The 25,622-nt window shown below is 59.6% G+C and carries 23 protein-coding genes and 1 tRNA gene; 11 read left to right on the top strand and 13 right to left on the bottom strand.

Annotated features, from left to right (window positions below; all coding sequences use genetic code 11):
- Window positions 1-207: 207 nt before the first annotated feature.
- The 3 genes from SIN04_RS08775 to SIN04_RS08765 all read right to left on the bottom strand — a co-directional run bounded on the left by SIN04_RS08775 (window position 208) and on the right by SIN04_RS08765 (window position 4,408).
- The gene (locus SIN04_RS08775; protein WP_341264376.1) at window positions 208-2,655 is read right to left on the bottom strand and encodes a S8 family peptidase; all 2,448 of its coding nucleotides are present in this window, start codon (window positions 2,653-2,655) and stop codon (window positions 208-210) included.
- A complete protein-coding gene (locus SIN04_RS08770; protein ID WP_134488410.1) occupies window positions 2,561-3,643 on the bottom strand; it encodes an AAA family ATPase in 1,083 nt (360 codons plus the stop codon). The genes SIN04_RS08775 and SIN04_RS08770 overlap by 95 nt, the downstream gene beginning before the upstream one ends.
- Window positions 3,644-4,129: 486 nt before the next feature.
- Window positions 4,130-4,408, bottom strand: a complete 279-nt coding sequence (locus SIN04_RS08765; protein WP_134488408.1) for a hypothetical protein — start codon at window positions 4,406-4,408, stop codon at window positions 4,130-4,132.
- On the opposite strand from SIN04_RS08765, the gene SIN04_RS08760 reads away from it, so the two are divergent.
- Entirely contained in the window at window positions 4,408-4,944 is a 537-nt protein-coding gene (locus tag SIN04_RS08760) for a hypothetical protein (protein ID WP_134488406.1), read from the top strand. The two genes, SIN04_RS08765 and SIN04_RS08760, sit on opposite strands and share 1 nt — an antisense overlap.
- A gap of 14 nt (window positions 4,945-4,958) precedes the next feature.
- Here the strand turns inward: SIN04_RS08760 and SIN04_RS08755 are convergent, their stop codons facing one another.
- The 9 genes from SIN04_RS08755 to SIN04_RS08720 form a co-directional block, all read right to left on the bottom strand.
- On the bottom strand, window positions 4,959-6,227 hold the full coding sequence (locus SIN04_RS08755; RefSeq protein WP_134488404.1) for a phage major capsid protein: 1,269 nt from the start codon (window positions 6,225-6,227) through the stop codon (window positions 4,959-4,961).
- Between the two features lie 60 nt (window positions 6,228-6,287).
- The gene (locus tag SIN04_RS08750) at window positions 6,288-6,842 is read right to left on the bottom strand and encodes a hypothetical protein (protein ID WP_134488402.1); all 555 of its coding nucleotides are present in this window, start codon (window positions 6,840-6,842) and stop codon (window positions 6,288-6,290) included.
- Window positions 6,843-7,629: 787 nt separating this feature from the next.
- Window positions 7,630-9,273 (bottom strand): DNA primase family protein, encoded by a 1,644-nt coding sequence (locus tag SIN04_RS08745; RefSeq protein WP_134488400.1) that lies wholly within the window; start codon window positions 9,271-9,273, stop codon window positions 7,630-7,632.
- The gene (locus tag SIN04_RS08740; protein WP_134488398.1) at window positions 9,274-10,446 is read right to left on the bottom strand and encodes a DUF7146 domain-containing protein; all 1,173 of its coding nucleotides are present in this window, start codon (window positions 10,444-10,446) and stop codon (window positions 9,274-9,276) included. It lies immediately after the preceding gene.
- A gap of 116 nt (window positions 10,447-10,562) precedes the next feature.
- Complete coding sequence (locus tag SIN04_RS20240) at window positions 10,563-10,859, bottom strand: helix-turn-helix domain-containing protein (RefSeq protein ID WP_134488396.1); 297 nt, start codon at window positions 10,857-10,859, stop codon at window positions 10,563-10,565.
- A 15-nt stretch (window positions 10,860-10,874) separates the two neighbouring features.
- A complete protein-coding gene (locus tag SIN04_RS08735) occupies window positions 10,875-11,531 on the bottom strand; it encodes an ArsR/SmtB family transcription factor (RefSeq protein WP_166795882.1) in 657 nt (218 codons plus the stop codon).
- 110 nt (window positions 11,532-11,641) lie between these two features.
- Window positions 11,642-12,820 carry a tyrosine-type recombinase/integrase gene (locus SIN04_RS08730; RefSeq protein WP_341264375.1) on the bottom strand — a complete coding sequence of 393 codons (1,179 nt, stop codon included), beginning with the start codon at window positions 12,818-12,820 and terminating at the stop codon, window positions 11,642-11,644.
- A gap of 148 nt (window positions 12,821-12,968) precedes the next feature.
- Window positions 12,969-13,058: transfer RNA gene (locus tag SIN04_RS08725), tRNA-Ser, on the bottom strand.
- 166 nt (window positions 13,059-13,224) lie between these two features.
- A complete protein-coding gene (locus SIN04_RS08720) occupies window positions 13,225-14,010 on the bottom strand; it encodes a TIGR01458 family HAD-type hydrolase (protein WP_134488392.1) in 786 nt (261 codons plus the stop codon).
- A gap of 318 nt (window positions 14,011-14,328) precedes the next feature.
- Here SIN04_RS08720 and SIN04_RS08715 point away from each other — a divergent pair, with 318 nt between their 5' ends.
- Window positions 14,329-15,423, top strand: a complete 1,095-nt coding sequence (locus tag SIN04_RS08715) for a sensor histidine kinase (RefSeq protein WP_341264374.1) — start codon at window positions 14,329-14,331, stop codon at window positions 15,421-15,423.
- Between the two features lie 45 nt (window positions 15,424-15,468).
- Here SIN04_RS08715 and SIN04_RS08710 read toward each other — a convergent pair whose 3' ends face one another.
- On the bottom strand, window positions 15,469-16,881 hold the full coding sequence (locus tag SIN04_RS08710) for an APC family permease (protein ID WP_341264373.1): 1,413 nt from the start codon (window positions 16,879-16,881) through the stop codon (window positions 15,469-15,471).
- A 329-nt stretch (window positions 16,882-17,210) separates the two neighbouring features.
- Here SIN04_RS08710 and SIN04_RS08705 point away from each other — a divergent pair, with 329 nt between their 5' ends.
- The 9 genes from SIN04_RS08705 to rpsJ all read left to right on the top strand — a co-directional run bounded on the left by SIN04_RS08705 (window position 17,211) and on the right by rpsJ (window position 25,608).
- Window positions 17,211-17,459, top strand: coding sequence for a twin-arginine translocase TatA/TatE family subunit (locus tag SIN04_RS08705; RefSeq protein WP_134488383.1), 249 nt, complete (start codon window positions 17,211-17,213; stop codon window positions 17,457-17,459).
- Between the two features lie 38 nt (window positions 17,460-17,497).
- On the top strand, window positions 17,498-18,136 hold the full coding sequence (gene tatB, locus SIN04_RS08700) for a Sec-independent protein translocase protein TatB (protein ID WP_134488381.1): 639 nt from the start codon (window positions 17,498-17,500) through the stop codon (window positions 18,134-18,136).
- 138 nt (window positions 18,137-18,274) lie between these two features.
- The gene (gene tatC / locus SIN04_RS08695) at window positions 18,275-19,060 is read left to right on the top strand and encodes a twin-arginine translocase subunit TatC (RefSeq protein WP_174512624.1); all 786 of its coding nucleotides are present in this window, start codon (window positions 18,275-18,277) and stop codon (window positions 19,058-19,060) included.
- A 95-nt stretch (window positions 19,061-19,155) separates the two neighbouring features.
- Window positions 19,156-20,502 carry a serine--tRNA ligase gene (gene serS, locus SIN04_RS08690; RefSeq protein ID WP_341264372.1) on the top strand — a complete coding sequence of 449 codons (1,347 nt, stop codon included), beginning with the start codon at window positions 19,156-19,158 and terminating at the stop codon, window positions 20,500-20,502.
- 399 nt (window positions 20,503-20,901) lie between these two features.
- On the top strand, window positions 20,902-21,273 hold the full coding sequence (rpsL, locus tag SIN04_RS08685) for a 30S ribosomal protein S12 (RefSeq protein WP_012589627.1): 372 nt from the start codon (window positions 20,902-20,904) through the stop codon (window positions 21,271-21,273).
- 81 nt (window positions 21,274-21,354) lie between these two features.
- Window positions 21,355-21,825: a 30S ribosomal protein S7 gene (gene rpsG / locus SIN04_RS08680; RefSeq protein WP_134488379.1), complete on the top strand. Its 471-nt coding sequence runs from the start codon at window positions 21,355-21,357 to the stop codon at window positions 21,823-21,825.
- A gap of 37 nt (window positions 21,826-21,862) precedes the next feature.
- Entirely contained in the window at window positions 21,863-23,938 is a 2,076-nt protein-coding gene (fusA, locus tag SIN04_RS08675) for an elongation factor G (protein ID WP_134488377.1), read from the top strand.
- Between the two features lie 41 nt (window positions 23,939-23,979).
- Window positions 23,980-25,170: an elongation factor Tu gene (tuf, locus tag SIN04_RS08670; RefSeq protein ID WP_134488375.1), complete on the top strand. Its 1,191-nt coding sequence runs from the start codon at window positions 23,980-23,982 to the stop codon at window positions 25,168-25,170.
- Window positions 25,171-25,299: 129 nt separating this feature from the next.
- Complete coding sequence (rpsJ, locus tag SIN04_RS08665) at window positions 25,300-25,608, top strand: 30S ribosomal protein S10 (protein ID WP_026606368.1); 309 nt, start codon at window positions 25,300-25,302, stop codon at window positions 25,606-25,608.
- Window positions 25,609-25,622: the final 14 nt, after the last annotated feature.

Here is a 25,622-nt window from a genome sequence, read left to right as displayed (position 1 = left end):
TGAGCCTCGTTGAGAACGAACCAACCAAACTTACCGCGGCGTGGCTCATCGCCGTCTCAAACGGCGCCATGGCGGTCGGCGTGATCTACGTCGAGGAAAGCGGCGAGGGGCAAGGCATCAGGTTGAGAAAGGCTGAGCTCGACAAAGGAAAATTAGGAAGTCAAGGATGGCGACGGCACCCGAGCGCGCCAGCGGGTGACCCGCTGCTCACACGGCATTCTGAATGAGGTTGAGATTGTCGATCGCCGTTTCCACCTCGGCATAAAGGTTTGCTTCGGCAACACCAGCATCAATCTCGACAATCAACGCAAAACGCGCGGAGTGCTGCTCGGGGTCAGGTACCATCTTGGTCTTCCACCATCCGGCAACAGGATGAACGGCAAGGATGTTGCGGCGAGCAAGATCGGAAGCTGGGCAAGTCAGCTCGTCGACGTGGATTGATCCGACGTTGCGGCGATTGCTACCGAATGCCCAACCGTCATCTTCCTCGACCGCCGGATCTTCATGTTGATCGGAGATTTTACTTATCCTAGCTATGAATTCAGGCCTTCCTTCGTCCGGCCGGTTCAACTTGAAGCGCAAATTGTGTGACGCGTAGCGGAATTTTGAACCGCGCATAGGCTCGGAAGGATTAGGCTGGATAAAAGTGCTCAGCGCCACTCTCAGTGTGATCGGCGTGTTTGTGAGCCTGCGCAATTCTTCAACTGGCCAAGGAAGCTCAAAAAGCTTCATTTCATTGTTGGTATGCACAGCGGATTTTTTGGACTTACGGTATGGCGTGATCTTGTCTTGTACAATCAGCGTTAAGGCGTTGGACGCGCTCCTGCGCGCCCGCTCCATATCGGGTACACCATAGCCGTAGCGCTGAAATAATGGAGCGTAATCCCCTTTCGACGGTTTCGGCGACAGATGGCTACGCATCTGCGGCGTCCAGCGTGCGGAGGAAACGAAGAGCGCGCGAATGGTTTCGGGCCAAATCTCTGGGTACTCGGACCAAAGCTCTGTGATTGCTCGCGAAGCCAGCGCCATTGCGCCACTGGTCTCGCCGCAACTTGAGAAAGCTCTCATCGGATACTGGCGGTCGGTCGTCAGCAATGCCAGGGCGGGATGCTTCATCGGCGGCGGAGATCCGCTAAGTACCCAATTACCACCCTCGAAAACGACATCCGGCTTGATCGGCCAATGGCGCGACCAGCTCGCAGTTCGAGAAGAAGGGGATAGATCGCCAGCTGGAGCGAAAGGAACGCCCGGCTCTCCAACTGGAATAACAGACTTTTGCGTATAGGCGCCTACGCAAATCGCATTCCAAGCGTGAGCCGGTGACTCTATTTCGTTATCAAGATGATGACAGACCGTCAGGTAGTCACTATTCCCAAAAAGATTTTGATTGGTGTTGCCAGCCGAAATAAGCATAAGACGCCGGATCTTCTTTTGCCCCGATGCTCCAGAGGTCAGCTGGTCGATTTCGCTCGACCAGGAAGTCGGGGCTCCGTCGTGTGGCGTATCTTCCTCGGTGGTGCTTGCCATTGCGAACGTGCGCCGACGGCTGCTCGTTGCTTCCACTGCATTGATTGCAGCGCGAGTCGTTGCTCCCAGCAAATGATGTGGATTATGCCCCGCATCCGGTATGATCTTCACCGATTCTAATCGATGCTGGATATGGATCGGCAACATCGTTTGAAGCGCAATGGTCAAATCTCCGTAGAGCGACAGGCCAGCCATTTGGGTCCCATGACCATGAAAGTCCTCCACTGACCAAGCAGGATCGGCGGCATGGCGATCGTCGACGCTCAGGGCCGGAGCTATAAGGGGATGCGCGCGGCTGACACCTCTGTCAAGAAGGGTGACGACGCCAGACTCTGCGGCAATATCGAATTTTGTGGAGCGTAACAAAGTGTCAACCCACTCTGTTTGTTCCTCGATCTCCATGGCGTCAAAGTAATCTGCAGTGATGGTTGGGGCAGCAAGCGCTCGAACGCCGCCAAGTCTGCGTACCGCGAGCGCAAGAGCATCTCGAGTAGCGGTCGCGATCACAACGATGTCTTCTGGAAAATCTAGGCGATCTGCGCCAATTGCGACACCGTATTCGGCGGCAGACGCCATGAACGCAGCCGCCGCTGCCTTATCCAGCCAAAGTTCCCAGGCTGCTATATTTTTTCCGTCGGGAAACCTTACATCGGGACTACGCCATAATGTGCGAAGCCCTGCTTCGACGATGGCGCCGATGCTCTGCACCAGATTTGCATTGCAAGGCCGCCCCTCGGAACCATCCTTATTCGGCCGATTTTTCTCAGCAAAGTCTTCGATCTTTTGACGCAGCTTACCTAGGCCGTCGACCGAAGCGAAAACTGTTGCCTTTGGGGGCTCGTTGTCTTCGAGCCTGCCAGGTTGGACATTTAGAAGAGTGAGGCCACTCGCATCTAAACCGCTCGTGATCATAACTTCGCCGGAACGGCCCTGCACATCGAGATAGATGCCCGGCCGCCCATCGTGCTTTATCTCCGGAAGATGATCGAGAGCCTGTAACAGCGCCTGGGCGTGTGCCGCGCGATCGGCAACATCATTTGGTCGCTTTGTTCTCGGATTGCCTTTTGGCTTGAAGACTTGATGTTGCCCTAGGCCGTTTACGATGAAGTGTCGGCGATCCCGCGGCATTAACAATTGTCCCTATTCCTTGCAATGAGCAACGGCGTTCGAGGGAAGCGATCGCGGCCGATGTCTCAATAAGGCTTGAGTTATCCAGCACCGCTCTCCGAGCAGCATCTTCCGCCGCGGCTACAACATCAGCCGTCGACAAACCCCGCGCATACTGAGTGACCTTGGACCAATCTACTCCATTTACGTCGAAGCCGTGCAGACGACGACGCATGGCTTTCTCAATAGCGGGGGAATTGGGCATCTCGTACGGAAGTACCAGATCGAAACGTCGAAGAATGGCGCGATCAAGAATCTGCGGAAGATTTGTCGTCGCAACTACGATCGAAGATCCCGTATCTTCGTCCAGGAATTGTAAAAACGAATTGAGGATACGCCGAGCTTCGCCAACATCATTTTCTGAGCCACGTGTCGCCGCGAGGGCATCAATTTCGTCGAATAGATAGACACCCCGGGTCGTGCGGATGGCATCGAAGATCATGCGAAGTTTTTGCGCCGTCTCGCCCATAAACTTCGTTATCAAGCCATGCAGCAGGACAGTAAAAAGAGGAAATCGAAGTTCGCCAGCGAGCGCGGCCGCGCTCAAAGTCTTACCCGTCCCCGGCGGCCCGGCAAGTAGCAGCCTCCTCCTTGGTCGAAGGCCTTTCTCTTCCAGTCGTTCCGTCATGCGCGTTTCGGTGACGATATGGATGAGCTCATCTTCCAGATGAGCCGGCAGGATTACGTCACCAAGACGTGTCGTCGGATAGCTTGCTCCCAGCAAGCCCGTAAGGTCTCCGCGCGGAGCCGTGATCGGCGTTGGTTTGATCCGGTCAACTTTGGCAGGGGTTTGACTCGCTTCGGCCCATTGGCGGAGTTGTTCAGCTAGGCGCTTGTGGCCCTTTTGCTCCTCGGCGGCGGCGAGTTGCATCGCAAGATCGAAGAATCGCTCCTCGTTCCCTTCAGCATGGCTCCTTATGAGCCCTATCAGCTGCTGAGCCGAAGCCATCGCGAGAGTCCTCGTAATCAATTATGCCGCAGCAGCGACCAAAACGCTGTATGTATAGAAATCTGCAAAAGGCGAGGGTAAAGGTTGGCTTGGCAAACTGCGCCGGACGCGAATCTCTCCTGGACGCGTTCCACCGCGTCCCGAATTGTTACATTTATACGTCCCGCAGTCCAGCGCGCCGATTTCCGCTCGATCGCGGCGCAATGCCAGCACCGCCGAGTTGCGCGATCTCGGCGCAGATGCAAGAGATGACGCCAGCGTTCCGGGCCTCGCGAGGCTCTTTCCCCCGCGTCGCCCGTATGCCCCGACGCGTGGCGCGTATGCGCATAGGCTCAGAGATCGAAGGCGCCTGCGAGCGGTGTACACGTCGCGGAGTGCCGCGCCGACCTGGTCGAGCAGCTGCGCGGCCGCGCGTATTTCCCAAGTGAGCAGCGATCACGCACCCTCGCAATTAGCCTTCAGGAAGCCCACAGGCAGCCGTTCATTTCAAATCGAACCTTGTGCCATAGCGCGGCCGCGCGTCGCTTCGCCGCGATAGTGAGCATCATAGAGCCGCAAGCGCTGGGCCTGCCGGCGACGCGAGCTTTCGAGCGCCGAAGGGTCATAGCGCAGCTCGACGCCGTTGGCGCGTAGCGCGCCGATTTTCACGATGATCGCTGCGCCGCTTGTCCCGAAGCGCTCGCCGAGCAGGCTTGCGGGAACGCCCGCATTCCACGCGCGAACCAGCCTCGCCTCCATACCCTTGTCCCAAACGAGCTTGCTCATTGCCCGGCCTCGTTCGCCCCACCGAGGCCGGCCTCTGGAAAGTCGGCGAGGCCGCCCTGAATGAGTTCGAAGCGCGGAGAGGCTGGCGCAGCCTCGGCGTTGAAAAATCGCTGCACCTCTTCAAGAAAGACCTTGTCGAGAATATTATCGCTCTCGCTCATCCGCGCAATAAAGCGCGCTTCCATGCTTTTCAGGAACGCCTCGATCGAGCTCTTGAAATCCGCGTCGCAGCCATTCAGCACTTTGAGCGTCGCCCCGAGCACGGCGTGGTCGACCTCTCTTTGGATCTGGAGGCGGGCAATTTCCCCGTGCAATTTATTGATGAGGGAGAACACGCTACGCAAAGCGAATTGATCTGCTTCGGCGCTCATGCCGTTATCTCCTTGCCCCTGCGGCGCTGCATTGAAAAAGGCGCGGCGGTCCTCACAAACCGCCGCGCCCGATGCGCCGAACGCTGGCAACCCAAGCCCAGCGGCTCCGGCGCTATGGCGCGCCTGGCATCAAAGGAAGGAAAAGAACCCAAGATGACGGTGTGACGCGCCAATCTCGATTAGGTGGCGCTGTTCGCCAAATATTGAATCGACGCATTGGAAGCATCGACCAGGCGACCGTCAGACCGAGCAAAGCCCAAAAATCCGATCTGGCCTTTCGACGTGTAGGCGCTATCCGTAAAGCGCAGGATGATCATGCTCATCACATCACGAATGATATATTTCGAAAAATCGCCAAACAGGATCGGCTTGGCGTTCGCCGCCATCGACGGCATGTCCTGGTTGATGACCAGGCGCTTGCCGAGCAGGGTGTCGAAGCCCTGATCGCCGCCGAGCGCGCCGCTGGTCGACGGCAGCCATAACGGGCGCCCATTTCCGTCCTTCAGGAGCTTGACCTGCTTGAAGGTCTGGTCATTCATTTGGAACGCGCAGTTCTGGCTCACGCGATATGCAGGATCCAAGGCGTGAAAAAGGTTGACCAGACCGTCATAGGTTACGCTCGTTGCGTTGCCCGTTGGCATGGTGTAGCCGAGCGACGCCGCAGTAAGAGCGCCTTGTGGTTGGTTTACACCCGTTCCGATGGTGAAATATGTGTTCATGCCGCGCGCGAGGCGCGTCGCCATCGCGGTCATCACAAGCGATTCGACGTCGACCGCCGCGTCCTGTAAAACCTCGAACGAGACGGGAATGATCTTTGACGAGAATTTCCAGGCGTTCAACGTCGCGACGCCGAAAGCCATGTCGCCGTTTGACGCCGGCATGTTCTCCGCGACGAGCTCGCCGGAGCTCGCCGTGTCGTCTGTCGTCGGCCAATTCAATGGACCACCGCCTGACGTTGGCAAGATTGTCGCGACGTCGCGCATGCCGCCGAAATATTTCAGCTTTTGCAACACGGTCGGCATGACAATCGTCGGAACGATATAGCCGCCGGCCGTCAAGGTTCCTTCGGCGATGTTCATGACGCGTCCGCAGTTGCCCGGCGCGTCAGCCGATACGAGCGCGCGATCTTCCGGCGACAGGCGCTCCATGCCGAAGCGCAGCGCATTTGAGAACGCCTTGCGCGCTGCGTTGATCTGATGCGCGTTTTCGTCCGTCGACCGGCCGTTGTAGACGGAGAGATCGCCGGCGCGCTGTTCGAGATTGTCCGATAGCGTAGTGACTCTTTCGATGTTGTGGATTTGATTATCGATGGGCTCGATTTTCGCAAAAAGCTCGTCGCATTCGTTCGCGTCACGCTTCGTGTACGGCTGTTTATTAGTCAGCGCCTTTATCTGCTCCGCGATGGCGTAGCGTTCTTCGCGGAGGTCTTGAAGGGAACGTCGAGACATTTGATTTTCCTTCGATGATGGCTGGCATAGCCGTGGAAACAATGGAATTTTCGGGCTGGCTCACCATTCGCCCTTGCGGCGGCGCGACTCGGCGGAAAGGGCGCGTTCGGCCTCGGCTTCGAAGGCCGCGAGGGGAGCGTGTTCGAGGGTCAGATATTCGGCTTGCGGATAGGCGGCGTAGGCAAGGAAGCGGCCCGGAAACGTCGCGGCGCCGGCGTCAATCAGCGCCGCTAGACGGTCGCGTGTTTCGACGGCGGTGTGATAGGCGATGAGGAAATCGTTTTGCGCGCGCTTGTAGGCGTCATAGACGGCAACGAATTCGGCTTCCGTGCTCGCGCGCCGCGCCTCTTCGGCCTGGCCGCGTAATGCCGGGAGCGCGAGCTGGCGACGCTCGATCGTGCGGTTCGCGTGAGCGATGGCGACGTCGACAGCTTCGATCTCTTCGTCTGTCGCGTTGCCGGCGAACAACGCGGCGCGGCGGCCGATGAGAGCGTCGCGCTCGGCGATGGCCGCGAGCCGCTCGGCGTCGACGCGCGCCAGCGCGGTTTCAGCGGTCTCTGCCGGCGCGGCCGAGTTGATTGCGGGCGGCGCGGGCTTTGAGAAAGGCTTGCTCATGGTTTTCCTCTGCGGGTTTTGCGAGCGCGGCCGGCGTCGAAATCGGCCGTCGCCGCCGCTGTGAGGGCGCGCCGTCTTTCGCGCAGCAGTCGGCGAAACTCGGCTCTGAGAGCGCGCGGGGATCGCGCCGGCTGCGAGAACTGGCTCATAAATTTGAAGTAACGCCACGCGGGATTGTCACACAAGTTCATTGGATGATCGGCTCTATTGTCGATTGACAAGCTTGCACGGCTTGTTATGCGAGGCAATAGCCGCAACCGTTGTTTGCTGGCGTCTCGCTATACTCTGTTATTTTGTTTGCTAATGGTTGCTGACGGTTTTTAGGCGTCCGATTTTTTTTTTGATTTTTGCGCCCTTTGCGCGAAGCGCGCTTAGATTGGCTACGCACAACAGCTTAGGTCCGGATCACCGCGAGCCGTTTCGGCGGCGCTGCGCCAGGCGCTCAAGTGATTGAGCCGAAGTTGGCGAGCAGGCAGTTGGCGGAGCATCGCCCGGATTCGCGTAAGAATTCGGACGATTTCAGCGCGTGTTCTGTTTATCGCACGCATCGTTCTATAAAAAAAAACTTTCTGAGAATATCGCGGGATTTTCTCGGCTATTGAGCAACCGGTCTAAGGCGTCGGCCTCTCAAGGTTTTGGTACCCCCCCTGGGGCCGTCATTGGTCAACATGAAAGCTCGATCAGAGCCGCCGTGGCGTCCGAGGTTCTTGTCCCTAAAGGCCCGAAATAGGATCGAAACGCTTCGATCCTCCCAAAAATGGGAGGATTGGGAGGATGCGCCTGGCGCTCAGTCGTCGTCGGCTTCTTCGTCCATATGCGCGCCGGCGGCTTCGGCAAAGTCAGTGACGCCCTTCGTTAGTTCGATATCGAGCCACAGGGCGTTTCCGCTCTTCTTTTGCGCGAGGCCTCGCTCTTTAAGCGCCGAGCCGAGGCCCTTGGCGGTCCATGGCGTCTCGCCGTTGGACTTCGCCCAAGCCGTGAAGACATTATGCATGTCGGTCGCCTGCACGCGCTTGCCAAGCGCCTGGCGCGTGCAGGCTTCAAGGAAGCGACTCAGCGGATCGCTGTCGGATCGATAGTCCGCCGTCGCGGTCGCGACGCTGCTTGGAATGCGCAAGCCGCTGTCTAGCCATAAACACAGACCGTCGAGAAGCCTGTTGAGAATGCCGGAGGCCTCAAGCTGTAGTTTTTCCGCCATCCTCCGATCGCGCTTTTCGGGCGGCAGATAAACGCCCCACGGCACAAGCAAGAGCCGATTCCAAATGCCTTCGTCGGCGCCCGTGATGCGTGGGCGATAATTGCCTTGCATGGTCAGTTTTGCTTGCGGCGTGAAGGCGAAATATCCCTTGTTGAGATGACGCGCCTTGATCACGTCGCCGCCGGAAAACAATTTGATCAGACCTTCGTCCAAGGTCGCGCCTTTTTTCGGCTCCGACGTCGTCAACATCCTGACGCCCGGCAAGCCGGCAAGATCAGGCGTCGCCTGGCCGCCAGCTCGGGCGCGCCCGCTGTCAAGGAAACTTTCGATCGGAATGGAGTCGGCATAGTCGCCAGCGACGAAGGACATCGTCTTGACCCACACCGATTTGCCATTCCGCCCCTTGCCATAATGGAAGGTGATTCTCTGTTCGCTGGTATCGCCAGTCAGCGAGAGCCCGGCCCATTGATCGAGAAAAATCTGCATGTCGCGCCCGCCATGCTCGTCCGGCGGCTGCACCTCATCCAAGAAACGATCGTAGCGAGGGCAGACGGCGTCCTCATCGTACTCTACAGGCGAGATCTTGGTGATGTAGTCGGCCGGATCATGCGGCTTGAGAACGACATAAGGTCCATCGTCGCGCGGGGCGATATGCAGCGTTCCGTTGGCCACATTGATTTTCATTTTGTCCGCGTCGAGATCGCCAACCGCAATGGCCATCATGGAATCGGCGCGCTTCGAGATCGACGCCATGCGGCTCGCGGCTTCCGAGTTGCGTCCCCACGCGACGATCTTATCAGACAGCAGCGTTTCTTTGCCTTTGGCGTCCACAAAGACAACGTCTTGACCCGATTCGCGCAAGGCCCTGGCTTCGTCCTGGATCGCGCGCACGGTCATATGCTCGGCGCGTTTCACAACCTCTTCGGCGCCGTCGCGCGCCCAGCGCCTACCGTCCCAATAAAGCCAGCCAATGTCGGGACAGTAGCGCAGATCGTCTTCATGGCGCGCCTTGAATCGTTCGGCGTTGCCAAGATCGGTCAGCGGAAAACGCGCGAGACGAAGGTCGATGCTTTCGGCGTCCGATATGCGGGCGCGCTCGCCGCCGGCAGCGGTCTCTGCCTTTCCTTCCCCTTGCGCCGACTCATCGTCATCGATCGCCTCGCCCGCGCGGCCAGGAAAGGCGAGAATCTCCGCGCTCCGAGCGGCTGCAACGATATCGTTCGGATCGGCCATTCAGGCGCAGGCCTCCGCGGCGGTTCGAAGCGAGGCGAGCCTCATGTCGTTGAAGTCGCGTCCGGCCGTCGCCATGAACAGTCGAATGACGAGCCAGGGATATGCCCTCGAAAACCGCTTCCCCGCTCGCTCGAGCGCCATCCGCGTAAAGAACGGCTCGCTGTCGCCGTCGCCCAACAACCACAGATCGTCGACGCTGCGCGCGATCGGGATCAACGGAAAAGCAGGATCATCTTTCGGCTCGTTATTCGGGACGAACAGCCGCCGCTCGACGCCGTTGCGATCGGCCTTTTTCAAGGTCGGATGCGGGATGCGTCCGGCCGCCGGCCCGCATAGATTGCCGAGGTCGACCGCCGCCCGAAACTCTGCGCCTTCGAGCAAGGGATCATTGGCCTCGCGCATGGCGCAGTAAACCGAGAGCACCGTCTCGATTCCCTCGCCGAGAAAGAGACGGCGCGCAGGCTTGCAATCGCCAGGAAAATCGGAGCCGTCGCGGCCCTTGACCAAAAGGATCGCGCCGCCCTTGATCGAGCCTCGCGCCTTTTTTGCCGGCAGGATCTCGCCAGTCTCAGGATGGACGATCAGCGCCTTGCCTTTGGGCTGCGCGAGATCGATCCAAGTCCGCTGCACGCCGGAAAAGCGCCCGCTCGCGCCCTCGATGGCCGCGATCAGCGCCGGGCCGAAATGAATGATCTTGCCGCCCTGGTCTTTCGGGCGATCCCATAGCGGCGCGTTGGCGTGAAACCGTAGCCGCGCGCCGGGCGGCGCTTCAACGCCGCGCAAGCCCAAATAGGCTTCCGCCATCGTGCCGGCGATCGGGGCCGCGCTTGTCCAAAGCTTCCAAGCCGCCCAACGTTCGCGCTCGCGGAAGCGCTGCGCGGTTTTGGCGTCATCCTGTTCGCGCCGCTCAAAGTCTGCGCGCGCCCTTGCAAGCCTGTCTTCGCGCACGCGGCGCTCTTCGTCGCTTTCAGTCGATCCCCGGCCGGGTGGAGGCTCGCCAAGCACGGTCTCCACGGCGACGAGGAAAGTTGAGCCGTCGATATGCTGCGCCAGGGCGATGGCGTCGCCGCCGATTCCCGAGGCGCGGCAATTCCAGACGTCTTTCTTGAAATTGACCGCGAAGCGATCGCGGCCGCCACAGCCAGGACAAGGCACGCCGGCGTCGCCGAGCATGCTGCGCGTTAAAAGGCCTCGGCGCTCAAGCTCGCTGTGCACGGTGCGACCGCGGCCTTGAGCGATCCATTGTTCAAAGGAAAGAGATTGCGCCGGCATGGCGGGAGGCGTGCGCGCTAAATAGTCGGAAGACTACGTAGGAATCGATGGATTTCATCGATATGAACCAATGTCCGACCTCGAATTTTGGTCGCCTTCAGCTCATTGTTCTTTATCAACGCATAGAATGTGTTTCTGCCAATGCTCAGCAATTTCAATACTTCGACAACCGAATACAGCAGTTTAATCGGTGGAATGACCGGCTCCGAAATGCTCGATGCCGATGCTTTCAATAGCGTCCGTAGTTGCGGATTGGCAAAATTATTCTGTCTTCGGTCCGAGGAAACCTCGGCCCGGATGCACTTATTGAGCATTTTTTGATCCTTACCTTATTTTCGAAGTAATTCAGCTACAGCTATGATTGTATTTTCGCTGAATGAGCGCTTTTGCGTCAAATCCCCGTAGAATTTAGGCGTAGTACTATGTCCTTTGAGCTCATCAACATTTTGAGATGATCTTTTGTCGTACGGGATCGAAGAATATTGCGCGCCCTCTAGGTTTTTTCCCGACTCTTCGAAGAATCTAAGCATTGCGTTAGAGCCGGGGCTTAAGAAACTAATCTCTATAAAACGCTTGTTGGCAGGTAAATGTGCACGCGCTTCCAGTAGAGATCCATCGGCAGCGGCTTGGATTAACGCCGCAAAAACCTGTCCAAAAGTATGTTTGGCTGGCAGCGCTTGCAGAAGCGGAATCGGTACGGTTGTCCATTTCCCAAAGATCGGATTTTTCCCGCCAAACGTAAGAACAACCGGAAGCGCAACAATTTCGGTCACAGTTTCAATGGCGTTTTTCAGGGCGGAACTGCCGGCTACGGCGATCAAAAGGTTAGCCGCATCTTGAGTCGTCATTTTTGCCGAACCTCGCCCGCGACCAGCCTTGCTAACAAGGCCCGCTTCCCGAAGTGCGCGATAGTGAGACGATACAGTCGCTTCAGGCACACCGAGTGCTCTCGCAACACTCTCGATTAGATTACTCGGTGTCGCCATTGCTCTTGCCCTCATCCGTTTATCGGAAATTATAGCCGATAAAAACGCATGTCAAGAACATCGGAGATTTTATCCGATAAACGGAGCTGGCCCGTTGTTAACCCGCGACATTAACTGGCCCCGCAAAACGCGGCCCAATCGTCCATAAGCGCCCGCCGCTTTTCCAGCGCATCGCCGCGCCGATAGGCTTGCTCTGCTTTGTCGCCGATCTGGTGAGCGAGCGCCGCCTCGGCGATCTCGCGGGCATAGTGCGTTTCTTCGCCGGCCCAATCGCGGAAGGCCGAGCGAAAGCCGTGCGCGGTCACGCCATCGGCCTTTAGCCTGCGAAGCGTCATATCGAGCGCCATATTCGAGAGCGACTTGCCCGGCTTTTGGCCCGGAAAAACGAAGTCACCGATTTTGAACTCGGCGATCGCGGCCAATAGTTTGATCGCCGCTTCCGAAAGAGGGATTCGGTGCTCGCGCGCGGCCTTCATACGGCTTGCCGGCACCGTCCAGATCCTCGCCTCGAAATTGACCTCGGGCCATACGGCGCCCAGCACCTCGCCACTACGGGCGGCCGTCAAGATGACGAGCTCAAGCGCGCGGGCGCCCATGCCTTCCGCTTGGCGCAGCCGGGCCAGAAAGGCGGGGATTTCCTGATATGGCATCGCCGCATGATGACCGCGCGAGAGCTTTGCGGGCTTCGGAAGCAGCATTTCCAAATGTCCGCCCCAACGCGCGGGGTTCGGCGCGCGATCGTCGATATGGCCGGCGACGCGGGCCGAATCAATCACCGCCTCAATGCGCCCGCGCAGCCGGCTGGCCGTTTCCGGCTTGGTGCGCCAGATTGGTTGCAAGGCGCGTAGAACGTCCTGCGTCGAGACGTCCGCCACGGCGATCGGCCGCAAGCTTGCCGCATAATGTTCAAGCGTCATGCGCCATTGCGCCTTGTGCTTTTCGTTGCGCCAGCCGGATTCCTTTGATGCGAGCAACGCATCAGCCGACTCGCCAAAGGTGACGCGCGCCGCATTGGCGCGTCGCTCGGCCGCGCGAGCGTCGAGAGGATCGATCCCTTTAGAAAGCGACTCGCGCATGTGGCCGGCGAGCTCGCGCGCCTGAGCGAGAGAAACGAGATCGCGCGATCCCAGGCCAGCCTCGCGCTGGCGTCCATTTCGCATCCACATGAAGGTCCAGCGGGCCGCTCCCGAAGCGTCGACGCGCAGATAGAGATTGCCGCCGTCCGCATGGCGGCCGGGTTCCGCTACGGTCGCGCAGAATCGCGCCGATAAGAGATGAAGCTTTGCCACTCAAGCACTCGGTTTCCGTCCTAGTGCTATCCTAGTTTCGAACAGTGCTTAAGGCAAATTCTGACAAACATGTGTAAATGAGATATTCGTCAAGCCGTTGATTTTTTAGGTTGTTTCGGTCATTGACAAACAGTCTCAAACATGCCGGTGGCGGAAGAGGTGGGATTCGAACCCACGGTGGGCTTGCACCCACGGCGGTTTTCAAGACCGCTGCCTTAAACCACTCGGCCACCCTTCCGGCAATCATGACGACCCGTCCGACGACGCACGGCGAAGCTTCGTGTCTATACGCAGAACCGCGCGCGATTCCAACTGTCGTTTTGCAGGCGGCGGCGCCTGACGCAGAATGACCGTGAGCGGCGCCGGAGGTGGAGGTCAAGCGTCATAGCGCCCGAGCCGGTTCATCAGCCAAACATCCATTCGACCGCGGCCTTAAGATCGGCGACGACGGCCGTCGGCGGAGTCGGTAAATGCGTCTCCTGGCCGGGCCTATATTTGCCGGTGCGCACGAGGATTGCCTGAAGGCCGGCCGCCATAGCGCCGCCGACGTCGGCTTCCGCATCGTCGCCGATCATGACGACATGCTCCTTTGGGCGCCCCATGCTCTCGACGGCGAGCTTGAAAAAGGCGGGGGAGGGCTTGCCGAGGACCGTCGCGGTTTTCCCGGATCCATATTCCAGCGCCGCGACGAAAGGACCGGCGTCGAGGCTGAGCTCACCGTCGCTGTCGAGGAAATTCCGATTTTTCGCGAGTGCGAAAAACTCGGCGCCATGGATAAGCTTCCGGTAGGACTTGTTCAAATTATCATAGCTGAAGCAGTCGCCCGCGTCGCCGATCACGACGGCCTCGACGCTGCCTGGCGGCAAACCGGCAAAATCCTCGCGAAGGTCCGGGTGCACGATCAGCAAGGGCGCAAGATTTTTCTGCGCCAGCAGATTGCGTGCAATGCTTGCCGGCGTGAAGATGTCCTCGGTTGCGACCTCGAGTCCAAGGCGCATGAGATCCTCAACGATGACGCGCCTTGGACGGCGCGTCGTATTGGTGACAAACTTCAGCGGCACGCACAATTCCCGGATATGGGCGATTGCGTCGAGCGAGCCCGCAAGAGCCCTGGGGCCAACGCAGACAACGCCGTCTATATCGAGGAGAACGCCTTTGACGGCTTGCTCGGGCTTCTTCACCTGTGACACTTGATCTTCGCTTTCGTTCGACAGCGTGCGTAATTATGCAGCAATGGCGCCGCCATCAAAGTGAGCCGGCGGCCGGCGCGCCGCGAATGAAAGCCCGCATTCGCGAATTTTCTGCTATTATTTAAGTCGAGAAGCATCGAAACTGCATATCGTTCTGAAAACCGGACGCCGGTTTTCCAACGAAAACAATTCGAAATCGGCGGCTCCCTCAGCAAGGTTGCGTTGGCGCCACAGCGCAACCTTGCTTAGAGTCGTTCAAGGCGGCGTTCCCGGCTCAGCTTGCTCCGCGACTTCCGATAGAGAGTTTTCTTCCGCGCCATGACCAAAGACGACGACAAGGCCGAGCAAATCGAAAACCTGCTCACGACGCCCGATTTGGCCGGGGCGCTTGAAAGCGAGCAATTCCGCCGCTTTCTCGATCAGGTCCCTGTCGCTCTTATCGTTTCCGAGATGGCGGAGGGCGAACGCATCGTCTACGTCAATCCAGAGTTTGAAAAACTGTCCGGCCAAGCTTTCGGCGAGGTGGAAGGCAGGCCTTGGGGCGTTGTGCGCGGCCGCGCGCTGGGTGGCGACCCCGCTCGGCTTCTCGGCCAGGCCATCATTGAAAACAGCGATCATGTCGGCTCGTTCATGATCGAGCGCCCCGACGGCGAAGAGGTCGCCGTCGAGGCTTATTCGAACACAATCGAGGACGAGGCTGGAACAACTGTGTTCAGGCTCGCCGCGCTCGTCTGCGTCCATATCGACCGCGATGGCGCGCGCGAAGAATTCGAGCGGCAATTGCGCGAGAAGGACACCGCCCTGCGGGAAATTCAGCACCGCGTCCGGAACAATTTGCAGATGATCACAGCCTTAATCCGCTATGAAGCGAAGACCGCCAGCGCGGACGCGGCAGGCGGCTCTTTCGATAAAATCGCCGGCCGCATCGAGGCGCTGCAGCTGCTTTATAATTCACTCGGCGACGATCAGCCTGGCCAGGAGGTCGATCTTGGCGCCTATCTCACCCAGATCGCCTCGGCCGTCATGCGCGCTCACGCAACAGAGGGCGTGCGGCTGGACCTCAAGGTCGACGCCTATCCTGTCTCGGTCAACGTCGCCATGCCGACCGGCCTTGTCGTCAATGAGCTTTTGACCAACGCCCTCAAGCACGCATTTCGAGGGCGCGAGCAAGGCACCATCTCGTTGCAGAGCCTCACGGACAGCGAGGGGTGCCGCGTCGTGATCGCCGATGACGGCGCTGGCCTGCCTGAAGGCGATGAATGGCCAAAGCGCGGCAAGCTCAGCGCCTTGATCGTCCGTTCGCTTCGCGAAAACGCCAAGGCCGCGCTGACGGTCGAGTCGAGCCCTGGCCGCGGCATGCGCGTCACCATCTTCTTTACACGCGCCGCCGCCACGCCAGAAGCCGCGGCTTGATCGCGGCGCGGCGGAAATGCTCCGCCGCGCTTCATTGTCTTTCGTTTACTCAGCCGCCACGGCCGTAGCTGGAGAGCCAGCCGCGGCCGCAGCCTCCTCGAGATCGTTTTCTATGCCGAGCAGGGTGTGGGGCGCCCGCGCCTTCAGCACATAGAACCAGGCAACGCCGAGCAGCATGTAAACAAGGAATCCGTAGGGGAGCAGATTATAGGGATAGGGCGGCGGCGGATACAGGCTGCCGACGAGGGACAGCGCCATCAGCGTCGCGCCGACGGCGCCAATGACCGTATCGCGCGTCGTGAGTTCGCCGGTTTTCTTGAGGTAGACCGGAGCTGCGATCGAGACCAGAAAATAGACAACGATAAAGCCATAAGAGGCGATCGTGCCGTACCAGCCGAAGGTGTCGACTTCGGAATTTCCGCTGAGCAGCGCGACCAGCACGAAATTGACGACCGCCCCGATCGTCACGGCGACATGGGGCGTCTTGTGTTTTTGATGCGCGAGCCCGAGAGACCTGTGCAAAATCTGGTAGCGGCCAAGCGAGAACAGGGTGCGGCCGAAGGCGTTGATCGACGCAAGGGCGCAAGCGAAGCTGCTGATGGCGGCGCCAAAATAGACAAGGGCGATGATCCAGGCGCTTTGCCCGGCGAGAATGTCGCCGAGCGGCGCGCCGCTGGCGCCGAGCTTCGTCGCATCGTCCTGGAACCCTTGCGTGATGACATAGGTCGTGAACACGAAGAAAAGTCCGGCGGACAGCGCGGTCCATTGAATGGCTTTAGGGATTACGCGCTGAGGATCGCGCGCCTCCTTGCCGAGCGAGGCGGCGCTCTCGAATCCGACATAGGAGAAAATCGCGAAGACGATCGCCTGAAGCGACTTGCCGAGATCGGCTCCCTCGAGGCTGAATTGCTTGACGTCGGGAGCAAAGCCCACCTGGGCTAGCGCGGAAACGCTGACGATGAGGATAATGGCGACGGAAATTGCTTCGAGCGTCAGGCCGACCCGCGACGACAGGCGAATGTCGCGGAACGCGAACCAGAGCGCCAAACCCGACACCGCGAGATAGATAATGATGCTCGGCGGCGCCGCGCCGATCTGCAGCGTCGTCAATAGGGTCTTGATGAAAAGCGAGGTTGCGATGGTCAGCGCCATCGCAGTGAAGAGATAAGCCGCTAGCATGGACCAGCCGGAGAGCAGCCCGTAGGACGGCCCGAGCGAACGGGAGACGTAGACGAAGAATGAGCCGGCGGCGGGAATCCGCTTGGCGAGCTTGCCGACATTGAGACCGACGATCAGCAGAGCGATGGTCGCCGCGATATAGACCAGCCAGGACGCTGTTCCCGCCATGCCCGCGACGACCGCGACGGCAAGGGCGGGAGTCAGCGTCGGCGAGACATTGGCGACCGACTGGCCGAGTGTCTCGACGAAGGAGAGACTATCTTTTCGCAATTCAGACATGGAAGCCTCGCAGCTTGGTTTCCTAAAAGTGAAAAAAACTTCTTGGCAATCCATGTGCCACCGCCTGCTGCGGGATTTGGGAATAATAGTTGCTTCGAGGGAATGTTCGGAAAATGCGGCCCACAAACACGGGTGGCGGTTTTGGGCGCGCGCATCGAGACGTCATGTGCGCTCAAAGCTGCGCCATTTGCTTAAGAACGAGGCACAAGATTAAATGCGACGCCTGAATTTCCTCACGGCCTTCCTTGTTTTTGGACCGGGGGCGCCATAAGTTCTGCGCTTAAACGCGCGCCTGGCGCCGGCGCGCTCTCATTCAAGGGGTTTTCGCCATGGGCGGTCTTTCCATCTGGCATTGGCTTATCGTCGGGGCGGTCGTGCTGCTGGTGTTCGGCGGTAAGGGCAAAATTTCCGACATCATGGGCGATGTCGCCAAAGGCATTAAATCATTCAAGAAGGGCCTTTCGGAAGACGACGAGAAGGCTGAGGCCCAGCGGGCCGGCGAGGCTCCGTTGCGGAGCATCGACCATCAGGTCGCTGGCGATCCGGCGAAGGTCTCGGAGACTCGCAAGGTCAGCTGAGCCGAGCCCCTGCGAGCAGATTCGAGTAACCGTCCCGCATGTTCGATTTCGACGCTGGCAAACTCATCATCATCGGGATCGTGGCGCTGATCGTCATCGGGCCCAAGGAGCTGCCGCGCGTGCTGCGTCAGCTTGGGCAGGCTGTCGGCAAGATGCGGCGGATGGCGGCGGAATTTCAGGGCCAGTTCATGGAGGCGATGCGGGAAGCCGACATGGCCGACGTCAAGGCTGACGTCGAAAAGCTCGCCCAAAGCGCCAAGGTCGACATTCCATTCAACCCTCTCGCCGATATTAAGAATGAGCTCAAGGGCGCGATCGACGGCGCCGCGCCGGCCGCCAAATCCAGCGCCCTCCCAGTGGCTGATCCCGCAGCCGCCCAGGCCTTGTCCCCGCCAGGCTTGCCGGCTGCCTCTGATGGCTCCGGGCCGGCGCTGAAGGAGCTGGATCTGCCTGTATCGCCGGAAGGCCCGCACGAGGGCGCCGGCGCGGATCAAAAGGGCCAGGAAGGCTCGAAGGCGGGAATAGACGCAGAGATGCAGGCTCTGGCGACCGCTCTCAAGGCTGAAATCGAAACCGCGCCTCGCCCCGAGCAGCCGCACGCCGGGCAGCCGCATGTCGAGGGCGATCATTCGGCGGCTCCCCTTCGTCGCGACCCATCGCTGCAAGACAATGCGTGATTTCGAGAGGGCGCAAGCGCTCGATCTCCCGAGGGCGCGGACCAGGCCGCCGGCCGCGTCGCGCCGGCTCCCCGTGGGTCTCCGGCCGGCGTCCGCCAACCAACTGCCCAAGCAGCAGCCTACAAAGACGAGCCTTCGATGACCGACGCTGATATCGAGGCCAGCAAAGCCCCGTTGATGGAGCACCTGATCGAGCTGCGCTCGCGGCTCATCAAGGCGGTGGCGGCTTTTCTCGTGATGTTTCTCATCAGCTTCTTTTTCGCCAAGGACATTTATAATGTTCTTCTGGTGCCCTTTGAGCATGTCGCGGGCCCTGACGCGACACTCATTTACACGGCGCCGCAGGAGTATTTCTTCACTCAGATTCGCGTCGCGATTTTCGCCGCCGCCTTCCTCTCCTGTCCGGTGATTTTCGCGCAAATCTACGCCTTTGTGGCGCCGGGGCTTTATAAGCATGAGCGCAAGGCCTTCGCTCCTTATCTGATGGCGACGCCGATCTTTTTCGCCCTTGGCGCTTTGCTCGTCTATTTCGTCGTGATGCCGAACCTGCTGCATTTCTTCATCGGCATGCAGCAGGCAAAGGAACCGGGCAGGGCGCAGATCGAGCTTTTGCCGCGCGTCAGCGAATATCTCTCGCTGATCATGACCTTGATCTTCGCCTTTGGCGTCACCTTCCAGCTGCCGGTCGTTCTCACGCTTCTCGGGCAGGTCGGAATTATCGACTCGGCCTTTTTGCGCGACAAGCGGCGTTATGCCGTGGTGCTCGTCTTTATTATTTCCGCTGTGCTGACGCCGCCCGATATTTTTTCGATGCTCGCGCTTGCGGCGCCGGCTCTGCTTCTTTACGAGCTGTCCATTGTGGCGGTGGGGATGATCGAAAAGAAGCGCATGACCCAAAGCGCGGGGCAGGCGCCGGGCGCTTAAGAACACTGCGCATCCCCCAGCCCTCATGGTGAGCGATAAGGGAGCCGCAGCCTTCGCGCCCGCATCATGGCGTTTGTTACGCTGGAAGAAATTCAATGTACGATATCAAATGGATTCGCGACAATCCTGAGAGTTTTGACAGGGGTCGGCAGAGGCGTGGCCTCGAGCCCTTGGCGGGCCATCTTCTGGCGCTTGATGACGCGCGCCGCGCGGCGATCGCCCAAGCCCAGGCAGCGCAGGAGCGCCGCAACGCCGCCTCGAAGGAGATCGGCCAGGCGATGGCGGCCAAGGACTCGGCCAGGGTGGACGTCTTGAAGGCTGAGGTCGCCGAACTCAAGACGCGGCTTGCCGACTTCGAATCGGAGGAACGCGAGGCGACCGCGGCGCTCGACAAGGCCTTGTCCGAGATTCCTAATCTGCCGCTTGAAGAAGTCCCTTTCGGCAAGGACGAAAACGACAATCCCGAGCATCACGTCTTTGGCGAGAAGCCGAAATTTTCGTTCAAGCCGAAAGAACATTTCGAATTGGGCGAAGCCTTGGGCCTGATGGACTTCGAGACCGCGACGAAATTATCCGGCGCGCGATTCGTCGTGAACAAGGGTCCGCTGGCGCGGCTGGAGCGGGCGCTCGGCGCATTCATGCTCGATCTGCATACGGGCGAGCACGGTTACACGGAGGTCAATCCGCCGATTCTCGTTCGCGATGAGACCATGTTTGGCACCGCTCAGCTGCCGAAGTTTGAAGAAGACCAGTTTTGGGCCGTCTCCGGAGAAAACTTCAGCCCTGACGAGAATGGCGCGCTTGGCCTTCTCGATGCGTTGCGACGTAATCGACTCGGTTTGATTCCGACGGCGGAGGTTCCGCTCACCAATCTCGTCCGCGAATCGATTCTGGACGAAAAGCAGCTCCCGCTCCGCTTCACCGCCTGCACGCCATGCTTTCGCGCCGAGGCGGGCTCGGCCGGGCGCGACACGCGCGGCATGATTCGCCAGCACCAGTTCACTAAGGTCGAACTCGTGTCGGTCACGACGCCAGAGCAGGGGCTTGCCGAGCATGAGCGCATGCTCTCCTGCGCCGAGGAAGTGTTGCGGCGCCTTGGCCTTCCCTATCGCGTGGTGACGCTCTGCACCGGCGATATGGGCTTCGCCTCGCAGAAAACCTATGACATCGAGGTCTGGCTACCGGGGCAGGACCGCTATCGCGAGATTTCGTCCGTCTCCGTCTGCGGCGACTTCCAGGCGCGGCGCATGAATGCGCGTTACCGGCCGGAGGGCGCGAAAAATACGCGATTTGTCTTTACGCTCAACGGCTCGGGCGTCGCGGTCGGGCGCGCGCTCGTCGCCGTTCTGGAGAACTACCAGAATGAGGACGGCTCGATCACCGTCCCGGACGCCTTGCGGCCTTATATGGGCGGCCTGACGCGTATCGAAAAAGCGCAATAGCTAAAGAGAGATGAATTTCATGCGGAAAGGGGTTGACGGGTCAGGTGGACCTCACTAAGTTCCGCCCACCTCAGACAGGCAGTAGGCTTTTACGTTTCGGGGACGTCTCGTCCTGAACCCATTGAAGCCTAAACGCTGTCGGATCCAGCGACTGTAATGTCACAATAAAGATCCTCTGTGCGATTCCTTGCGGATTCGTCTTGGGTCGACGAGAGGCAAGACCATGGTTTGCCGTGGTCCTCTGCGTGAACCCAGCGCCGAAAGCCTTAAGCGGCTATTGGCGCTGATTTTTTCGCGTTTTTGCGTGCCGGTCGGCGGGCAAAGCGGGGATTCTGGCGATATCGCTACCTCGGCAAGGGCAGAATGGCTCTTGCCTCTAATTGTTTGGAAAGACGAAGCATGCCGACGATCAGTCAATTGATCCGCAAGCCGCGACAGGAAAAGACCTACCGGGAAAAGGCCCGCCATCTCGGCGCCTCCCCGCAGAAGCGCGGCGTCTGCACGCGCGTCTACACGACCACGCCGAAGAAGCCGAACTCGGCGCTTCGCAAGGTCGCCAAGGTGCGCCTCACCAACGGTTTCGAGGTCATTGGCTATATTCCGGGCGAGGGCCACAATCTGCAGGAGCATTCGGTGGTGATGATCCGCGGCGGCCGCGTCAAGGATCTGCCCGGCGTGCGCTATCACATCCTGCGCGGCGTGCTCGACACGCAGGGCGTCAAGAACCGCAAGCAGCGCCGTTCGAAATATGGCGCGAAGCGGCCGAAATAATCGGGCTTTCGCGTAAAGCACCATAGCCGGCCTTGCATCTTGGCCCCATTTAGAAATTGAAGTTGGACGGAGCGTAACGATATGTCTCGCCGCCATAGCGCCGAAAAGCGGGAAGTCATCCCGGACGCGAAATTCGGGGATGTCATTCTCACGAAGTTCATGAATTCGATCATGTACGACGGCAAAAAGTCGGTCGCCGAGGCGATCGTCTATGACGCCTTCGACATCATCGAGCAGAAGACCCGCGGCGAGCCGCTCGTCGTTTTCAAGCAGGCGCTGGAAAATGTCGCTCCGGCGATCGAAGTGCGCTCGCGCAGGGTCGGCGGCGCGACCTATCAGGTTCCGGTCGAGGTCCGCATGGAGCGCCGTCAGGCGCTGGCCATCCGCTGGATCATCACCGCGGCCCGGGGGCGCAACGACAAGACCATGGTGGATCGCCTCTCGGCCGAACTGATGGACGCCGCCAACAACCGCGGCAACGCGGTCAAGAAGCGGGAAGACACGCATCGTATGGCGGAAGCCAACCGCGCCTTCTCGCATTATCGCTGGTAAAGAATTTTGAGCGTTTCGCGCTTGAAGGGAATTGAATATGCCGCGCAGCCATAAAATCGAGGACTACCGCAACTTCGGCATCATGGCCCACATTGATGCGGGCAAGACGACGACGACGGAGCGGATCCTCTATTATTCCGGCAAATCGCACAAGATCGGCGAAGTGCACGACGGCGCTGCGACCATGGACTGGATGGAGCAGGAGCAGGAGCGCGGCATTACGATCACCTCCGCCGCGACGACCACCTTCTGGAATGGCAAGCGCCTCAACATCATCGACACCCCTGGCCACGTCGATTTCACCATCGAAGTCGAACGTTCGCTGCGCGTGCTCGACGGCGCGGTATGCGTGCTCGACGGCAACCAGGGCGTCGAGCCGCAGACGGAAACCGTATGGCGTCAGGCTGACAAATATCATGTTCCGCGCGTCGTGTTCGTCAACAAGATGGACAAGATCGGCGCCGATTTCTATCGCTGCGTCGACGAGATCAAGACCAAGGTCGGCGGCCGTCCCGTCTGCATCCAGTTGCCGATCGGCTCCGAGTCCGATTTCAAGGGAATTATCGACCTTGTCCGCATGAAGGCGGTGGTGTGGGAAGACGAAGCGCTTGGCGCCAAGTACCATGACACGGAAATTCCGGCCGACCTTAAGGAAAAGGCCGAAGAATACCGCCATATCCTTCTGGAAACGGCAGTTGAGCTCGACGACGATGTAATGTCTGCCTATCTGGACGGCGTCGAGCCCGATGAAGAGACGCTGAAGCGCCTCATTCGCAAGGCTGTGCGCTACATTACCTTCATTCCGGTCCTGTGCGGCTCCGCCTTCAAGAACAAAGGCGTGCAGCCTTTGCTCGACGCTGTCGTCGATTATCTGCCCTCGCCAATCGATCGCGAGGCGATCAAGGGCGTCGACGTCGACACCGGCGAGGAAGTTCTGCGTATGCCGCGCGACGAAGATCCTTTCTCCATGCTCGCCTTCAAGATCATGGATGATCCTTTCGTCGGCACGTTGACCTTTGCGCGCGTCTATTCGGGTCATGTCGAGTCGGGCACGACCGTCATGAACTCGACCAAGGACAAAAAAGAGCGCATCGGCCGCATGCTGCTGATGCACGCCAACAATCGCGAGGACGTGAAGGAAGCCTATTCGGGCGACATCGTCGCGCTCGCCGGCCTCAAGGACACCCGCACTGGCGACACGCTTTGCGACCTCGGCAAGCCGGTCATTCTGGAGCGCATGGAGTTCCCCGAGCCTGTCATCGAGATTGCGATCGAGCCCAAGTCCAAGGCCGATCAGGAAAAGCTCGGCGTCGCCCTGGCGAAGCTCGCGGCGGAAGATCCCTCGTTCCGTGTCTCGACCGATCAGGAATCCGGCCAGACCATCCTGAAGGGAATGGGCGAGCTTCATCTCGACATCAAGGTCGACATTTTGCGCCGAACCTACAAGGTCGACGCAAATATTGGCGCGCCGCAGGTCGCCTATCGCGAACGTCTGACGAAGCGCGTCGAGATCGATCATACGCACAAGAAGCAGACGGGCGGCACGGGTCAGTTCGCCCGCGTCATCATTGTCTTCGAGCCGAATGAAGCAGGCGCGGGCAATATTTTCGAGTCAAAGATCGTCGGCGGCTCGGTGCCGAAGGAATTCATTCCCGGCGTCGAGAAGGGCATCAATAGCGTTATGGGATCGGGCGTCCTCGCCGGCTTCCCTGTCGTTGACGTCAAGGCGACATTGATCGACGGCGGCTTCCACGACGTCGATTCGTCGGTGCTCGCCTTCGAGATCGCCGCCCGCGCGGCCTTCCGGGAGGCGCTGCAGAAGGGCGGCTCCGTGCTGCTCGAGCCGATCATGAAGGTCGAAGTGACGACGCCGGAGGATTATACCGGGTCGGTCATGGGCGATCTGCTCGGACGGCGTGGTCAGGTGCAGGGACAGGACATGCGCGGCAACGCGGTCGTCATCAATGCGATGGTGCCGCTTGCGAACATGTTCGGCTACGTCAATCAACTGCGGTCCTTCAGCCAGGGCCGCGCCAACTACACCATGCAGTTCGACCACTATGAACAGGTCCCCGCGGGCGAAGCCGCGAAGGTCCAGGCAAAATACGCTTAAGCGGCGAGCCAAGCGCTAAGAGATTCTAGAGGAGCCATACGATGGGCAAGGAAAAATTCCAGCGGAACAAGCCGCATTGCAACATTGGCACGATCGGCCATGTCGATCATGGCAAGACGTCGCTGACGGCTGCGATCACCAAAGTCTTGGCCGAGTCTGGCGGAGCGGTCTTCACGGCCTATGATCAGATCGACAAGGCGCCGGAAGAGAAGGCGCGCGGCATCACGATCTCGACGGCGCACGTCGAATACGAGACCAAGAACCGCCACTATGCGCATGTCGATTGCCCCGGCCACGCCGACTATGTGAAGAACATGATCACGGGCGCGGCGCAGATGGATGGGGCGATTCTCGTCGTCTCCGCCGCTGACGGTCCGATGCCGCAGACGCGCGAACACATCCTGCTTGCGCGTCAGGTCGGCGTTCCGGCGCTCGTCGTGTTCATGAACAAGGTCGACATGGTCGATGACGCCGAGCTTCTTGAGCTCGTCGAGCTCGAAGTTCGTGAACTGCTGTCGAAATATGATTTCCCCGGCGACGACATTCCGATCACCAAGGGGTCGGCTCTTTGCGCGCTCGAAGGCAAGCAGCCTGAAATCGGACATGACGCCGTGCTCAAGCTGATGGAGACCGTCGACGCCTATATTCCGCAGCCGGAGCGTCCGATCGACCAGCCGTTCCTTATGCCGGTCGAAGACGTCTTCTCGATCTCTGGCCGCGGCACAGTGGTGACCGGCCGCGTCGAGCGCGGCATCATCAAGGTTGGCGAAGAAATCGAGATCGTCGGGCTGAAGCCGACCGTCAAGACCGTCGTGACCGGCGTTGAAATGTTCCGCAAGCTGCTGGATCAAGGCCAGGCCGGCGACAACATCGGCGCGCTGCTGCGCGGCACCAAGCGCGAGGACGTCGAGCGCGGCCAGGTGCTCTGCAAGCCGGGCTCTGTGAAGCCGCACACCAAGTTCAAGGCTGAGGCCTACATCCTCACCAAGGACGAAGGCGGCCGTCATACGCCGTTCTTCACGAACTACCGTCCGCAGTTCTATTTCCGCACGACCGACGTCACCGGCGTCGTCACGCTGCCCGAGGGCACGGAAATGGTCATGCCGGGCGATAACGTCACCATGGACGTCGAGCTGATCGTGCCGATCGCGATGGAAGAGAAGCTGCGTTTCGCTATTCGCGAAGGCGGCCGCACCGTCGGCGCCGGCGTCGTCGCCTCGATCACCGAGTAACGATTGCGGACAAGACGATAAGTCCCCGGGCTGGCGGCTTTGCGCCGTCAGCCATGCGGGGGCGGCATGGGACAGGGTTAAAGCCGGCGAACCGGATATTTCCGACGCGGGCCGACAGGGATTGAATTGATGAACGGCCAGAATATCCGCATTCGCCTCAAGGCATTCGATCATCGAATCCTGGATTCTTCGACGAAAGAGATCGTCTCGACGGCGAAGCGGACGGGCGCGCAGGTTCGTGGACCCATTCCGCTGCCGACGAAGATTGAGAAGTTCACTGTGAACCGTTCGCCGCATGTCGACAAGAAGTCGCGCGAGCAGTTCGAGATCCGGACGCACAAGCGCGTGCTCGATATCGTTGATCCGACGCCGCAAACGGTGGACGCTTTGATGAAGCTCGATCTCGCCGCCGGTGTCGACGTGGAAATCAAGCTTTAGCGCAAGCGGGCTGT

The organism is Methylocella tundrae, from assembly GCF_038024855.1.
In the GTDB taxonomy this organism is placed as follows: Bacteria; Pseudomonadota; Alphaproteobacteria; order Rhizobiales; family Beijerinckiaceae; genus Methylocapsa; species Methylocapsa tundrae.
The sequence above is the reverse complement of the archived record's forward strand: the minus strand, read 5'-3'. Positions and strand labels throughout refer to the sequence as shown.